At 62.0% G+C, this 14095-nt stretch carries 12 protein-coding genes; 5 read left to right on the top strand and 7 right to left on the bottom strand.

The features are described from left to right. Positions 1-144 precede the first annotated feature (144 nt). The gene (gene pepN, locus ASD00_RS35870; protein WP_025426353.1) at positions 145-2793 is read right to left on the bottom strand and encodes an aminopeptidase N; all 2649 of its coding nucleotides are present in this window, start codon (positions 2791-2793) and stop codon (positions 145-147) included. Between the two features lie 418 nt (positions 2794-3211). Here pepN and ASD00_RS35865 point away from each other — a divergent pair, with 418 nt between their 5' ends. Continuing rightward, positions 3212-4150, top strand: coding sequence for a DMT family transporter (locus ASD00_RS35865; RefSeq protein ID WP_025426354.1), 939 nt, complete (start codon positions 3212-3214; stop codon positions 4148-4150). 15 nt (positions 4151-4165) lie between these two features. Here ASD00_RS35865 and ASD00_RS35860 read toward each other — a convergent pair whose 3' ends face one another. From ASD00_RS35860 to ASD00_RS35850, 5 genes are all read right to left on the bottom strand, one after another. Next, on the bottom strand, positions 4166-5458 hold the full coding sequence (locus ASD00_RS35860; RefSeq protein ID WP_025426355.1) for an MFS transporter: 1293 nt from the start codon (positions 5456-5458) through the stop codon (positions 4166-4168). Positions 5459-5668: 210 nt separating this feature from the next. Continuing rightward, positions 5669-5824 (bottom strand): hypothetical protein, encoded by a 156-nt coding sequence (locus tag ASD00_RS41085; RefSeq protein WP_164474923.1) that lies wholly within the window; start codon positions 5822-5824, stop codon positions 5669-5671. 65 nt (positions 5825-5889) lie between these two features. Continuing rightward, on the bottom strand, positions 5890-6066 hold the full coding sequence (locus tag ASD00_RS41080) for a hypothetical protein (RefSeq protein ID WP_107026881.1): 177 nt from the start codon (positions 6064-6066) through the stop codon (positions 5890-5892). Between the two features lie 142 nt (positions 6067-6208). Continuing rightward, complete coding sequence (locus tag ASD00_RS35855) at positions 6209-7120, bottom strand: uracil-DNA glycosylase (RefSeq protein ID WP_025426356.1); 912 nt, start codon at positions 7118-7120, stop codon at positions 6209-6211. A 41-nt stretch (positions 7121-7161) separates the two neighbouring features. Beyond that, positions 7162-8460 (bottom strand): Hsp70 family protein, encoded by a 1299-nt coding sequence (locus ASD00_RS35850; RefSeq protein WP_057211470.1) that lies wholly within the window; start codon positions 8458-8460, stop codon positions 7162-7164. A gap of 177 nt (positions 8461-8637) precedes the next feature. Between ASD00_RS35850 and ASD00_RS40625 the strand changes: the two genes are divergently transcribed. From ASD00_RS40625 to ASD00_RS35835, 4 genes are all read left to right on the top strand, one after another. After that, a complete protein-coding gene (locus tag ASD00_RS40625) occupies positions 8638-8880 on the top strand; it encodes a hypothetical protein (protein ID WP_128090422.1) in 243 nt (80 codons plus the stop codon). A 59-nt stretch (positions 8881-8939) separates the two neighbouring features. Then, entirely contained in the window at positions 8940-10604 is a 1665-nt protein-coding gene (locus ASD00_RS35845) for an electron transfer flavoprotein-ubiquinone oxidoreductase (protein WP_057211468.1), read from the top strand. A 395-nt stretch (positions 10605-10999) separates the two neighbouring features. Next, positions 11000-11998, top strand: a complete 999-nt coding sequence (locus ASD00_RS35840; protein WP_057211465.1) for an ABC transporter substrate-binding protein — start codon at positions 11000-11002, stop codon at positions 11996-11998. 221 nt (positions 11999-12219) lie between these two features. Next, positions 12220-13107: a proline/glycine betaine ABC transporter permease gene (locus tag ASD00_RS35835; RefSeq protein WP_025426359.1), complete on the top strand. Its 888-nt coding sequence runs from the start codon at positions 12220-12222 to the stop codon at positions 13105-13107. A gap of 69 nt (positions 13108-13176) precedes the next feature. Here the strand turns inward: ASD00_RS35835 and ASD00_RS35830 are convergent, their stop codons facing one another. Continuing rightward, positions 13177-14088, bottom strand: a complete 912-nt coding sequence (locus ASD00_RS35830; RefSeq protein WP_025426360.1) for a DMT family transporter — start codon at positions 14086-14088, stop codon at positions 13177-13179. Positions 14089-14095 lie beyond the last annotated feature (7 nt).

Below are 14095 nucleotides of genomic sequence, written 5' to 3'. Positions count from 1 at the left end.
ATCTGACTCAATGAATCACAGGGCGATTCGCCTTGTCCAGAGGTAATGGTAAAGATTTCTTAACCATTTCTAATCGTTGGGAAATAATAGGCCGGGTCGAGCGAGCGACCCGGCCCTTGAAAAATGCCTGCATTCCCGGCCTTTTCAGGCCTTGAGCATGCGCTCGACGATGTCGCTGACATCGGCCGAAAGCTTGGTCGCGCCAGCGATTTCCTTCAGCGCATTGCGGGCATGATCGGCGCGCGTGTCTTCAAGCGAGCGCCAGGAGCGCATCGAAGTCAGGATGCGTGCCGCGAGCTGCGGATTGCGCGGATCGATATCGAGGATCTGCTTCGCGAGGAAACGGTAGCCCTCGCCATCGGCGCGGTTGAAGCCTGTCGGGTTGGCGAAGGCATAGCTGCCGACCAGAGACCGGACACGGTTCGGATTATTGCCATTGAATAGCGGCTCGGTCATCAGCGCCTTGACGCGATTGAGCGTCCCGGCCCCGGGGATTGTCGCCTGCACCGCGAACCACTTGTCGATGACGAGCGCGTTGTCGGCAAACCGTTTCCGGAAGGTTGCCAGTGCCTGAGCCGTCTCTGGCGCATCCGGGAACCGGTGCGCGAGCAATGCCAGTGCATGGCTGAGGTCGGTCATGTTGTCGGCGGCTGCGAAGACTTCTGCTGCCCGTTTCGGATCATCCTCGCCATGGACGAGATAGGTGAGTGCGGCGTTGCGCAGGGCTCGACGTCCCGCACTTTCCGCATCCGGACTGAAGGAACTCGTCGACGCCATTTCGTCGGCAAGCCGAAGGAAGGTTCCGCGGCCGGAAACCGCAATCGCCTTGAGGATCTGCTGCCGGGCGGTATGGATGGCATCGGGGTCGTTGTCGGCGCCGATCTCGCGGGCGATGTCGGCTTCGCTCGGCAGCGACAGCGCCTGCGACCGGAAAGCCGGCTCCAGTCCGTCGTCAGCCGCCGCGGCGACAAGGCCGTCGAGCAGCGCCTTTTCGCAGGTCACGGATTTGCCCGCACGGGCGTTGGCCGTCGCGGATACCAGATTGGCAAGTGCAATGGCGTTGAGTGCCTGCCAGCGTGCGAAGAGATCGCTTTCGTGCCGCGCGATCAGCGCCAGGTCGTCGTCGGTCTGCTCGATATGCAGGTTGATCGGAGCGGAAAAGCCGCGGTTGAATGAAGGCACCGGGCGCGAAGTAATGCCGGAGAAAACCACCGTCTGCTTGCGTTGGGTGAGGTGCAGCACGTCGCCGGTGATATCTGCGCCCGCCACGCTCGAAAGGTCGGCTTCCGCGCCGTTTCCAAGGAGCAGGCCCATGCGCAGCGGAATGTACATCGGCTCCTTGGCGCTTTGGCCCGGCGTCGGCGGCACGGTCTGTTCGAGCGACAGGGTGAAGGTCTGCTTGCCTGCGTCATAGGCGCCGGAGGCTGTCACCAGCGGCGTTCCCGCCTGATGGTACCAGAGCGAAAACTGGCTGAGATTGCGGCCGCTGACATCGGCGAAGCAGGCGACGAAATCCTCGATCGTCACAGCCTGGCCGTCGTGGCGTTCGAAGTAGAGATCCATGCCCTTCTTGAACAGGTCGCGGCCGAGAAGGGTCGCGATCATCCGGGTGACTTCGGAGCCCTTCTCATAGACCGTGGTCGTGTAGAAGTTGTTGATTTCACGGTATTTCGTCGGCCGGACCGGATGGGCAAGGGGGCCTGCATCCTCTGGGAACTGTTCTGATTTCAGGTGCCGGACTTCGGCGATGCGCTTGACGGCGCGCGAGCGCATGTCGGCGGAAAACTCGTGGTCGCGATAAACCGTCAGGCCTTCCTTGAGGCAGAGCTGGAACCAGTCGCGGCAGGTGATGCGGTTGCCGGTCCAGTTGTGGAAGTATTCGTGCGCGATGATCGCTTCGATATTGGCGTAGTCGGCGTCGGTGGCCGTTTCCGGATCGGCCAGCACGTACTTGTCGTTGAAGACATTGAGCCCCTTGTTCTCCATGGCGCCCATGTTGAAGTCGGAGACGGCGACGATCATGAAGATATCCAGATCGTATTCGCGGCCGAACGTCTCTTCGTCCCACTTCATCGAGCGCTTCAGCGCGTCCATGGCGTAGGCTGCGCGCGGCTCCTTGCCGTGTTCGACATAGATCTTCAGCGCGACCTCGCGGCCGGACATGGTGGTGAACGTGTCTTCGACCACGCCGAGATCGCCGGCAACCAGCGCGAAGAGATAGCTGGGCTTCAGGTGCGGATCGAACCAGGCGGCGAAATGCCGGCCATCGCCCATGTCGGCGCCGCCGAGATAGTTGCCGTTGGACAGCAGCAGCGGAGCGGATTTCTTGTCGGCGATGATGTTGACCGTATAGACGGCAAGTACATCAGGACGATCAGGGAAGTAGGTAATGCGGCGGAAGCCTTCCGCCTCGCACTGCGTGCAATAGACGCTGTTGGTGCGGTAGAGACCCATCAGCTTGGTGTTCGTCTCGGGCGAGAGCATCGTGGTGATGGTGACTTCGAACGGGGCGGTCTCGGGCAGGCCACGGATCGTCAGCGTGTCGTCGGTCACGTCGTAGAGCGCGGCTGCAAGCTCTTCCTGGTCGAGCAGCAGGCCGGTCATGACCAGCTCGTCGCCGTCAAGCACCAGCGGGGCCGATGCGTCCACGCCTTCCCGCCGATGCAGGATCAACCGCGCTTCGACCTTGGTTTCCTTCGGGTCAAGCTCGAAGGTCAGATCCACTCTTTCAAGTACGAAGTCGGTCGGCCGGTAGTCTTCCAGATGAATGATCTGGCCAGTATTTGTCCGCATGGTCAGTCCCGCTCGCGCCTTGCTACTGGTGGATTTGTAGAGGGCGCTTGTGATGGTGAAAAGGCCAAAGGGCGAAAAGCCGGATATGCCACACGATTGTGATGCCGGCGACCGCACTTCCGGCAGAAAAGACATGGTGTCCGGTATTCTTCCCGCTCCCTTATCGCCTTGACGTGTATCGAAGTGGCACTAACAAGAAATAAACCGGAAAGGTTTTTTTCGACCCCGCTAAAGAATTCTCGGCGATTGTCTTTGCTGCGATGAACTCATCAAGAAAAAAGTCGGTTCATCAAGAAGATTGATCCGACTTTCGCGGCCGGCGCAGCTAGAGTGACATCGTTCTCCGGTGAGCCTCTCACCCAAATCTCCCAAACTGTCGCCGCCGCGGTCCTCCGCTAAGGCTCGAAAAGCGTTTTCCATGGATGCCGAAGTCGAAAACCCGATGAAGGGGATCCTGCTCAAGGTCCTTTCGGTCGTCATCTTCGTTTGCATGTCGACCTTGATCAAGGCGGCCGGGAGCGAGATCGCCACCGGCCAGATCACCTTCTACCGCTCCGCCTTCGCCATGGTGCCGATCCTCGGCTATCTCGCCCTTCGCGGACAGTTGCGCGACGCTTTCAAGACGAAGGATATCGGCGCTCACATCGCACGCGGCTTCGTCGGCATCCTGGCGATGAGCTTCGGCTTTTACGGCCTCGTGCACTTGCCGCTCCCCGAAGCGATCGCCATTGGCTATGCGATGCCGTTGATCGCCGTTGCCTTTGCCGCGATTTTTCTCGGCGAAACCGTTCGGCTTTATCGCTGGTCGGCCGTCGTCATCGGTCTGGTCGGCGTCATGATCATCACCTGGCCGCGGCTGACGCTGTTTCGCGAAGGCGGTCTCGGGTCGTCCGAGGCGCTCGGGGCGGCGGCGGTCTTGCTGTCGGCGGCGCTCGGCGCGATCGCCATGGTGTTGGTGCGCAAGCTGGTGAGGGCCGAGCGCACCCACACGATCGTGCTCTATTTCTCGCTCTCGGCCTCGGTCTTTTCGCTCGCGACCCTGCCGTTCGGCTGGCCGAGCATCTCGCAGAAAGCCTTCCTGTTGCTGATGATCGCCGGCTTCTGCGGCGGCGTCGCGCAGCTCCTCTTGACCGAAAGCTACCGTCACGCCGACATGTCGACGATCGCACCGTTCGAATACACCTCGATCGTGCTGGGCCTGATCATCGGCTATTTTCTGTTCGAGGACATCCCGACGAGCACCATGCTGATCGGCACCGCCATCGTTGTCGGCGCCGGTATTTTCATCATCTTCCGCGAGCATCGGCTTGGATTGGAGCGCAGGGGTGCGCGCAAGCACGTCACGCCACAGGGCTGACGGCCCCTGTTTCATTCATTCCGGCTGTCGTTCCCAAGCAGGCACCGTGTCGTCCTCGATCAGGCCGTCCTGCGACGCCTGCTGGGCGGTCGGGCTGGTAACGTCGGGTCCGGGTGTCGGCAGCACCGTGGTCGCCTGGAAGTCGGTCTTGGCGACGAGACCCTCGTGCTGCTCCCGCCGCAGGATGCGCCAGGCGGCGTAGCCTGCATAGAGTGCGAAATAGACGGCAAGCACGATGAACAGCGCCGCCGGCCCGAACCGATCCATGACCGGGCCGACCATCAACGGGCCGGAGATCGTGCCAAGCCCGTAGGTGATCATCAGGCCCGAGGAGATCTCGACATATTCGTCCGGCTTGGCGAGGTCGTTGGCATGGGCGACGTTCAGCGCATAGATCGGGAACAGGACCGAGCCGACGAGGGCGGCGACGATATAGAGCACCGTCGGGCTGCTGCCGATCGACGCGGACATGACCAGGCAGGAGATCACGCCGACAATGCCGCAGCCGACCATGACGATACGCCGGTCGATGCGGTCGGAGGCGCGGCCGATCGGGATCTGCGAGAGGGCGCTGCCGGTCAGGAGCGATGCGAGCAATGTTGCGCCTTCGCCGGTCGACAGGCCGATCTTCTGCGTGAACACGCCGCCGAGGTTCAGCCAGGCGCCCGAGAGCGCGCCTGCGAGAAAGCCGCCGACCACGGCAACCGGAGAGCGGCGAAACAGGCCTGGAATGTCGAATCGCGCCTGCGCCGGCGGTGCCGGCATCGGCGAGGAAGAAAGCGCCGTGGGCAGTAGTGCCAGCGAAAACAGCACGCCGCAAAGGATGAAGAGCGATGTGTTGGTCGGGTCTCCCAGCGGCACCATGTATTGCCCGCCGATGGTGCCGACCATCGTGGTGATGAGGTAGAGCGAGAACAGCATGCCGCGGTTCTCGTTGGTCACCCGTTCGTTGAGCCAGCTCTCGATGACGAGATAACTGCCGGAGATCGCGAAACCGGATATGGCGCGAAAGGCGATCCAGGCACGCCAGTCGACGACCAGCCCGCAAAGCAGGATGGCGATCGAAAGCAGGGTTATGAGTGCGGTGAAGACGCGGACATGGCCAACGCGCAACACGAATTTCGGCGTGATGATGCAGGAGAGGGTGAAGCCGACCGTGTAGCCGGTGGCAATGACCGAGACCGTCAGCGTCGACCAGTTCTCGGCGACGGAGCGAACCGGGATGACGTAGCTCTGAAGCCCGAAGGCCACCATCATCAACAAAGTGGACAGCATCAGGCTGAGGACGGAAGCGAGACTGGCCAGCATCGGCGCTCCTGAAAACAAAGACGCGCCGACTTGACCAACCGGGTGGCTGGCAACGAAGGCGCGATGCGGAGCGAGGGCAGTCAGACGGGGTTGCCGGAGTGACCGATCGCTTCGAACTCGAAATGAGTGTGGCTCTATCCAGTTTTCGAGGCGCTGTCGATTGCGACAGCCGATAGCAAAAAGACGGTAACGGTCCGTCCTCGGGCGCTATCAGTTCGGCAGCAGTGGTCTGATCGCCGAGCGATGGGCGCGGCGGGCGTCCTTGGTGGTGCTGAGCGCGGTGTATTCGCGCGAGGCACGTACGGCAGTGCCGATATCGGCGATCGAATCGAACAGGACCTTGAGGCTTGCAATGGGCTTGGTCATGATCTTGTTCCTTGTCTTACGTCGTCTCTTTCGCGCGACACGCCTTTTGGCGCATCGCGTGGGGATCAGCGCTGGATGAAGTCGGCGAAGAGCTGCGACGGACGGGTGGTCCGGGCAAGGCCGATTGCAGTCATCTGCTCGTTGGCTGCCGAGCCGAAGCGGTTGAACGGCGTCCGTCGGGCAGCGTCCGTATGACGGAGCGTCTCAAAGCTGCTGTGGATCGGGCGAAAACGGGCAGTCATGGTTCTTGTTCCTTATTCCATTCCTCCCGTGTTGATATATTGCGCTGCAACATGGATTTTGCAATGCACTAGAACGCTGCGCAGATATGCGCAAACCGCATGGCTTTCTTCACACTTTGTTCATGAAACGGGCAGGCGGCCGTCAGCCGTTGATGCGGGCCTTGAAGGCAAGCATATCCTGCCAGGCAAAGCGCTTGTTGATCGGCGCTGTCACCAGGTCCTGCGGGTGCAGGGTCGCAAGGGTCTGGACGCTGTGTCCGCCCATCTGAAGGTCACGCCATTCGCCGCGCAGCTGGTGGATTGTGTCGCTGCCGCCGAAGAAGAAGCGCGCCGTAAAATTGCCGAGCAACAACAGGTGCTTGGGCTCGGCCAAAGCGACCTGGCGCTCGATGAAGGGGCGGCAGATATCGGCCTCGCGGGCGGTCGGCACGCGGTTGCCCGGCGGGCGCCACGGCACGACATTGCTGAGCAGAACGCCCTCGCGCGATAGTCCGATGCCGGCGAGCATGCGGTTGAGCATGTCGCCCAGCCTGCCCGAGAAAGGCTGCCCGTCGCGATCGTCATCCGCATAGGGCATCGGGCCGACGATCATGATGCCGTTTGACGGATCGCCTTCGGCAAAGACCAGATTGCGGGCGCTGTTTCTGAGATTGCAACCGACGAAGCCTTCCATTGCCAACCGCAGCTCGGCGAGCGACCGCGCCGATTCGGCGGCAAACTGCGCCTCCTTGACGGCCTGGGCGTCGGGGATGGCCACAGCAGGGGCGTTGACGGCAGGTGCTGGCGCGCGCGTTTCGCGAGCTTGGCCACCGGCCGAGCTGGCCGGCTGCCGCGTAGCAGGCGAGGCCTCCGGGCGCGCAACCGGCTGGCTTGCGCTCGTCTGTGGGCGCGAATCGGCCTGTTGGCGCACGTCGGAACGCGCCGCCTTCATCGCTTCGAACTCGGCGAGGCGATCGACAGGCTCCTCCTCCATCAGCCACTCGACACCCGCATCCGCGTGGAATGCGAGCAGGGCGGCGAGTTGGCCGGGGGAGAGGTTGTCGGCAGAAGTCATGGGCGCCAACCTAGCACGTCAGAAAATGTGGTCCAATGGCTTCATGCGGCATTCGCGGTCCAGTGGCCGATATCCTCATGTTCTCCGATCAGCGCCAGGCCGTGGGCGATGGACAGCAGTTCGCCGCCGCTTTCGATCCGGTCCTTTTCGAAGCGCCGCTCGAACAGGTTGCGCACCGCCGGCACGAACGAGGTGCCGCCGGTGAGGAAGACCTTGTCGATGCTTTCGGGCGGCGTTTCCGTTGTCTGTAACACCTCGTCGAGCGCGTCTTCGATGCGCGCAAGTTCAGGCGCAATCCAGCTTTCGAAGTCGGCGCGGCGCACCGTGCGGCGCGACATCTCGCCAAGCGGCGAGAAGTAGAACTCGGTTTCCTCCTCCTGCGACAGGCGCATCTTCGTCGCCGAGATCGCCTGGTAGAGCGGATAACCCTCGTCATGCTCGATCAGGTCGACGAAGGCCTCGAGCTTTTCCGGCTCCAGGCTCTGGCGCACCAGCTTCTTCAGATCCGTGAAATCTTTCAACGTCTTGAAGATCGAAAGCTGATTCCAGCGGCCGAAATTCGCATAGTAGTTCGACGGGACTTCAAGCAGCTTGTCGAAGCTCTTGAACAGACTCCCCTTTCCGATGAGGGGCGAGATCACATTGTCGATGATGCGGAAGTCGAAATGGTCGCCGGCGACGCCGACGCCCGAATGGCCGATTGGCGTTGCCGTCAGACGTCCCGCCTTGGTCTCAAAACGGATCAGCGAATAGTCGGTGGTGCCGCCGCCGAAGTCGGCGACCAGCACCGTGGCGTCGCGCTTGAGGTTCTGGGCAAAGTAGAATGCGGCCGCCACCGGCTCGTAGACATAGTGGATCTCGGGAAAGCCGAATTCGGAAAGGGCGGCGCTGTAGCGCTCGAGCGCCAGTGCCGGATCGGGGCTGGAGCCGGCAAAGCGAACGGGCCTTCCGACGACGATGCGGCTGTATTGGCTCGCCCAGTCGTCGCCGGCATAGTCCTTCAGCTTGGAGAGGAACACCCGCATCAGGTCTTCGAAACTATGGCGCTTGGCATAGATCTGCGTGCCCTGGAACAGCGGGCTTGCGGCGAAGGTCTTGATCGACTGCAGGAAACGACAGTCGCCGGGATTGTCGATGAACGAGCGGATTGCCGCCTGTCCGGCTTCCACCTTCAGGGCGGACGCGCCGAGGTTGGAATCCTTCATGAAGGAGAGTGCCGTGCGCATCGCATCGGTGCTGCCAGCCATGCTGTCGAAGTTCATCGAATGGGTGGTGTCGCCTGCCGAAACCGCGAGGACCGAGTTGGTGGTGCCGAAATCGAAGCCCAGTGCTCTGGCCATATGATGTCTCCTGACGCCTGTGTTTTGGTGTCGCTTCGCGACGCGCCCTTCCGGGGCTTGCGAAGGCGACACGGCTCTGTTCCGCACGCCGCCTTCTGGGCCGGTGCCGGGAAGGTCGGCGGAGCCCGGAATGAAGCGAAAGGCATGCCGTTCCGGCGCCGTAGGGCGCCTTGCCGAATGCTGGTTGCGGATGGGATTGCCGGCGTCTTCCGCCGGAAAATGAATGCCCGGCCTCCTGACATGGCTATTCGGCAAAAGCAAGGCTGCAAGGCGGCGGCCCACAAGGACATGGGTGAAATCACGTATTTACGTTTACGTTCACGTCATATAGACATTTGTGCTAAACTCATGACCTCATGCGCAAAAGCGGGCATCGACTGTCGCATCCCGGCTCGACAAGCCAAACTGCATTTGCCATGACGAGATGATATGGCCTGGGAACTGAGCTGGCAGAAGACCGGCGAGACTGGAGAGACGGTATGAGCGAGGCGATGGATCTACCCGAGCGCGAGAGTATGGAGTTCGACGTGGTGATCGTCGGCGCGGGGCCTGCGGGGCTTTCGGCTGCGATCCGGTTGAAGCAGGTCAATCCCGAGCTTTCGGTGGTGGTGCTGGAAAAGGGCGCCGAAGTCGGCGCGCATATCCTGTCGGGTGCCGTCGTCGACCCCATCGGCATCGACCGGTTGCTGCCGGGCTGGCGCGACGAGGCCGACCATCCGTTCAAGACCGAGGTTACCGACGATCATTTCCTCTTGCTCGGTCCCGCCGGCTCGATCCGCCTGCCGAACTTCGCCATGCCGCCGTTGATGAACAATCACGGCAACTACATCGTCTCACTCGGCAATGTCTGCCGCTGGCTTGCCGGCCATGCCGAAGCGCTCGGCGTCGAGATCTATCCGGGCTTTGCCGCAACCGAGGTGCTCTATAACGACGAAGGCGCCGTCATCGGTGTCGCCACCGGCGACATGGGCAGCGAGCGCAACGGCGAGCCGGGCCCGAACTTTGCCCGCGGCATGGAACTGCTCGGCAAGTACGTGCTGATCGGCGAGGGCGTGCGCGGCTCGCTCGCCAAGCAACTGATTTCAAAATTCGATCTCTCTAGGGATCGCGACGTCCAGAAATTCGGCATCGGTCTCAAGGAACTGTGGCAGGTCAAGCCCGAGAACCACAGGCCCGGTCTGGTGCAGCACTCGTTCGGCTGGCCGCTCGGCATGAAGACCGGCGGCGGTTCGTTCCTCTACCACCTCGAAGACAACATGGTCGCCGTCGGCTTCGTCGTGCACCTCAACTACAAGAACCCCTATCTCTTCCCGTTCGAGGAGTTCCAGCGGTTCAAGACCCATCCGGCCATTCGCGGCACCTTCGAGGGCGGCAAGCGGCTGTCCTATGGCGCCCGGGCGATCACCGAAGGCGGCTACCAGTCGGTGCCGAAACTGTCGTTCCCCGGCGGCGCGCTGATCGGCTGTTCGGCCGGTTTCGTCAACGTGCCGCGCATCAAGGGCAGCCACAATGCGGTGCTGTCGGGCATTCTGGCGGCTGAGAAGCTGGCGGCGGCAATCGCCAGCGGTCGCGCCAATGACGAGCCGATCGAAATCGAGCGTGGTTGGCGCGACAGCGCCATCGGCCAGGACCTGAAGCGGGTCAGGAACGTCAAGCCGCTGTGGTCGAAGTTCGGCACGGCGGTCGGCGTAGCGCTCGGCGGTCTCGACATGTGGACCAACCAGCTGTTCGGCTTCTCGTTCTTCGGCACGCTGAAACACGGCAAGACCGACGCGCAGAGCCTCGAACCGGCCGCCCAGCACAAAAAGATCGACTATCCCAAGCCCGACGGTGTTTTGACCTTCGATCGGCTGTCCTCGGTGTTCCTGTCGAACACCAACCACGAGGAAGACCAGCCGATCCACCTGCAGGTGAAGAATCCGGAGCTGCAGCGCACGTCGGAGCTCGACGTCTTTGCCGGTCCGTCGACGCGCTACTGTCCCGCCGGGGTCTATGAATGGGTGGAAAAGGACGGCCAGCCGGTCTTCGTCATCAACGCGCAGAACTGCGTGCACTGCAAGACCTGCGACATCAAGGACCCGAACCAGAACATCAACTGGGTGCCGCCGCAGGGCGGCGAGGGACCGGTCTATCCCAACATGTGAGGGCGGGTTTTCGCGCGACCGCGCAAAAGGAAACATTTGGAGGCGTCGAGCTCTGGCTCGGCGCCTCTTTCATTTCAAGCACACGACCGGACCCGTGTGCGGCGCGCTTTTCTCGGCGCAACGTCATCCTGCTCAGCGGTGAGCCCACATCTCCGGCGCCCCGACAAATGCGGGAGCATTGGGAAAGGCAATCGTTGACGCAAATGGGAAAGTCCTTGCCGGAAAGACCCTATAGCCTTGAGGGTGCCGTTGTCGCGCCAAGCGCGCCGACGGACCTGCAGGCCGTTCGGTCCCTGTTGTTCTTGAGTAGGGCCCAAGCCTGTTGACACGCGACCGATCACTGCGGTGAGATCGGTCGTCCGACGGGACGTACCGCCAGAACAGAGGGAACAGAAATGAACAAGCTTCTAGCAACGACTTGCCTGGCCGCCGGCCTTCTTGGCCTTGCCGGCATGGCCTCGGCGGCCGAATGCGGCGACGTGACGATCGCCAACATGAACTGGCAAAGCGCCGAGGTTCTGGCGAATGTCGACAAGATCATTCTGACGGAAGGCTATGGCTGCAACGCCGAGCTCGTCGTCGGCGATACCGTGCCGACGATCACCTCGATGATCGAAAAGGGCCAGCCCGATATTGCGCCGGAAGGCTGGGTGGACCTTCTGCCCGACGTCGTCAATCGCGGCCTTGAAGAAGGCAAGCTGGTCGGCGCCGCCGTCGCGCTTTCCGACGGCGCCGTCCAGGGTTGGTGGGTGCCGAAATATATCGTCGACGCCAATCCCGACATCAAGACGATCGACGATGTGCTGAAGCACAAGGAACTGTTCCCGGATCCGGAAGATGCCAGCAAGGGCGCCGTCTTCAACGGCCCGCAGGGTTGGGGCGGCACGGTTGTTACGACCCAGCTCTACAAGGCTTATGGCGGCGAGGCAGCCGGCTTCACGCTTGTTGATACCGGCTCGGCCGCCGGCCTCGATGGCTCGATTGCCAAGGCCTATGAACGCAAGCAGGGATGGGTCGGCTACTACTGGGCGCCGACGGCACTTCTCGGCAAATACGAGATGGTGAAGCTCGGCCACGGCGTCGAGGCGGATGCAGCGGAGTGGAAGCGGTGCAACACGGTTGCCGATTGCCCGGACCCGAAGAAGAACGACTGGCCGAAGGACAAGGTCCAGACGCTCCTGACCAAGACGTTCGCCGATCGCGCCGGCCCGGCTTTGGACTACCTGAACAAGCGTGCCTGGACCAACGACACCGTCAACAAGCTGATGGCCTGGATGACCGACAACCAGGCCAGCGGCGAGGAAGGTGCAAAGCACTTCCTCCAGGAAAACCCTGACATCTGGACCACCTGGGTCTCGTCTGATGTCGCGGAGAAGGTGAAGTCGGCGCTTTGATGGCCATCGACTGACGCAATTGGGCGGCGCACCGTTCAGTGCGCCGCCTGCTAAAGCATTTCCTGGAAAAGTGCGAAGCGATTTTCCGCAAGGAAATTTGTGAAAACAAGGAGATAGAGCGTTTCCGAATCTCCGCTTGATCCGGAAACGCTCTAGGTGATTGTCGGCGGACAAAAACAAACAAACGGGGCCGCCGTCGGGGAGCAGTGAAGGGCAATTTGATGGAATGGCTGACCCAGTTTCCGCATATGGATGACGACCGCCTGCGGGCGTTGAAAAAGGCGATCGACGAGGGTTTTCGCACCTTCACGCGCGCTTATGGCGACGGTATCGAAGCGTTCTTCGAGCCGTTGCAATTCTTTCTGATCCAGTCGGAGCGCTTCATGACGCGCACGCCCTGGCCGATCATCATCCTGCTGATCGCGGTTCTCGCCTGGTTTGCGAGCCGGAACTGGAAGATCGTCGCCGGCTGTATCGGCACGCTGTTGCTCATCGGCTATTTCGACATGTGGGACGATACGATGAAGACGATCTCGATGATCTTCGTCTGTACCGTGCTGTCGATCGCCATCGGCATACCGCTCGGCATCGTCATGTCGCGCTCGGACCGAGTCCAGAATGTCGTCAATCCGATTCTCGACGTGATGCAGACCATGCCGAGCTTCGTCTATCTGATTCCGGTGGTCATGCTGCTCGGGATCGGCAAGGTTCCGGGGCTGATTGCGGTGGTGATCTACGCCATCCCGCCGATGATCAGGCTCACCAACCTCGGCATCCGCCTCGTCGACAAGGATGTGCTGGAGGCGGCAGACGCCTTCGGCTCCTCGGGCTGGCAGAAACTGAAGAATGTGCAGATGCCCTTGGCGCTACCGACGATCATGGCCGGCATTAACCAGACGATCATGATGGCGCTGGCCATGGTGGTCATCGCCTCGATGATCGGGGTTCAAGGGCTCGGGCAGCCGGTGCTGAAGGCGATCGCCAACCAGTACTTCACGCTCGGCATCTTCAACGGCCTGGCCATCGTCGGCATCGCCATCATCTTCGACCGCGTCAGCCAGGCCTATGGCCACCGGCTGCAGAAGCATCGCGAGATCGTTCACGGCTGAAAATGACGGTACCAAGCAACAGAGTGGCCCGGAAGCTTTCGCTTCCGGGCCATTTTCCGTTCTGATCCTTCACGCCTTGCGCGGTGAAAGGATGCCGGTCGAGAGCGCCACGCCGACCGCCGTGACAATGGCGGCGACAATTTCGAACGGGCCGATCTGTTCACCGAGAAGAATTGCGCCGCCGAACATTGCCAGTACCGGGGTCAGCGCGGTGAAGGCGGCGGCCTGAGTTCCGCCGAGGCTGCGAACGGCCACGCCATAGGCGACCATCGCGACGAGGCCCGAGAGCAGGCCCTGGCTGGTGATTTGCAGCGCGATCTCCTTCAGCGGAACGCTTGCAAGCGTGCTGCCGAAGATGCCGGCAAGCAGCAGGTGGATAAGAAAAGACCAGACGGCGATCAGTGCACTGCCTTCGAGCGGGCTGAGGCCGGAGCGCCGGAAGGCGTGGGTATAGATCGCCCAGAGCGTGGCTGCCGCCGGAAGGAGGGCGTAGCCGGTCCAGCCGGTGCCAGTGGTGCCGGCAAGGCTGCGGGCGAGCAGAAGGGCAACGCCCGCAACGATGGCGGCAAAGCCGACGATGCGCATCCGGTCTGGACGCTCTCCGAAGAGGGTGATGCCGATCAGCGCCGTCGCCAGCGGCATCGAGCCCCCGAGCAGCACGCCGACCGAAGAGGCGGGCGTCGCATGGATGGCGAAGGCCGCGACCTGAAAGAACAGCGCGCCGGAACCAGCCACCATCAGGAGAAGCAGGAGCAGCGGAAGCTTGCGCGGCAGGAGCCCGATCTTGAGCCAAACCGGTGCAAGAACCAGCGCAGGAACGCCGTAGCGGATGAGGCCGAGATCGATTGTGCCGAGTGCGGTGCCGGCGGTATGCCGTGTCGCAAGAATCCACCCCGCCCAGATCAGGACGGTGACGAAGGCGCCGGCATAGCCGGCGGCGACAGGCGTGGCGTTGCCGCGATCGAGTGTGAGCGCAACCATCTGATTT

It is taken from the genome of Ensifer sp. Root31, assembly GCF_001424825.1.
GTDB lineage: Bacteria > Pseudomonadota > Alphaproteobacteria > Rhizobiales > Rhizobiaceae > Ensifer > Ensifer canadensis.
The sequence above is the reverse complement of the archived record's forward strand: the minus strand, read 5'-3'. Positions and strand labels throughout refer to the sequence as shown.

Bases quoted from the DNA above. Each gene is read 5' to 3' on its own strand.
- pepN (WP_025426353.1), bottom strand. From the start codon at position 2,793: ATGCGGACAAATACTGGCCAGATCATTCATCTGGAAGACTACCGGCCG.
- ASD00_RS35850 (WP_057211470.1), bottom strand. From the start codon at position 8,460: ATGGCCAGAGCACTGGGCTTCGATTTCGGCACCACCAACTCGGTCCTC.
- ASD00_RS35830 (WP_025426360.1), bottom strand. From the start codon at position 14,088: ATGGTTGCGCTCACACTCGATCGCGGCAACGCCACGCCTGTCGCCGCC.
- ASD00_RS35835 (WP_025426359.1), top strand. From the start codon at position 12,220: ATGGAATGGCTGACCCAGTTTCCGCATATGGATGACGACCGCCTGCGG.
- ASD00_RS35845 (WP_057211468.1), top strand. From the start codon at position 8,940: ATGAGCGAGGCGATGGATCTACCCGAGCGCGAGAGTATGGAGTTCGAC.
- ASD00_RS35840 (WP_057211465.1), top strand. From the start codon at position 11,000: ATGAACAAGCTTCTAGCAACGACTTGCCTGGCCGCCGGCCTTCTTGGC.
- ASD00_RS35860 (WP_025426355.1), bottom strand. From the start codon at position 5,458: ATGCTGGCCAGTCTCGCTTCCGTCCTCAGCCTGATGCTGTCCACTTTG.
- ASD00_RS40625 (WP_128090422.1), top strand. From the start codon at position 8,638: ATGCTGGTTGCGGATGGGATTGCCGGCGTCTTCCGCCGGAAAATGAAT.
- ASD00_RS41080 (WP_107026881.1), bottom strand. From the start codon at position 6,066: ATGACTGCCCGTTTTCGCCCGATCCACAGCAGCTTTGAGACGCTCCGT.
- ASD00_RS35855 (WP_025426356.1), bottom strand. From the start codon at position 7,120: ATGACTTCTGCCGACAACCTCTCCCCCGGCCAACTCGCCGCCCTGCTC.
- ASD00_RS41085 (WP_164474923.1), bottom strand. From the start codon at position 5,824: ATGACCAAGCCCATTGCAAGCCTCAAGGTCCTGTTCGATTCGATCGCC.
- ASD00_RS35865 (WP_025426354.1), top strand. From the start codon at position 3,212: ATGGATGCCGAAGTCGAAAACCCGATGAAGGGGATCCTGCTCAAGGTC.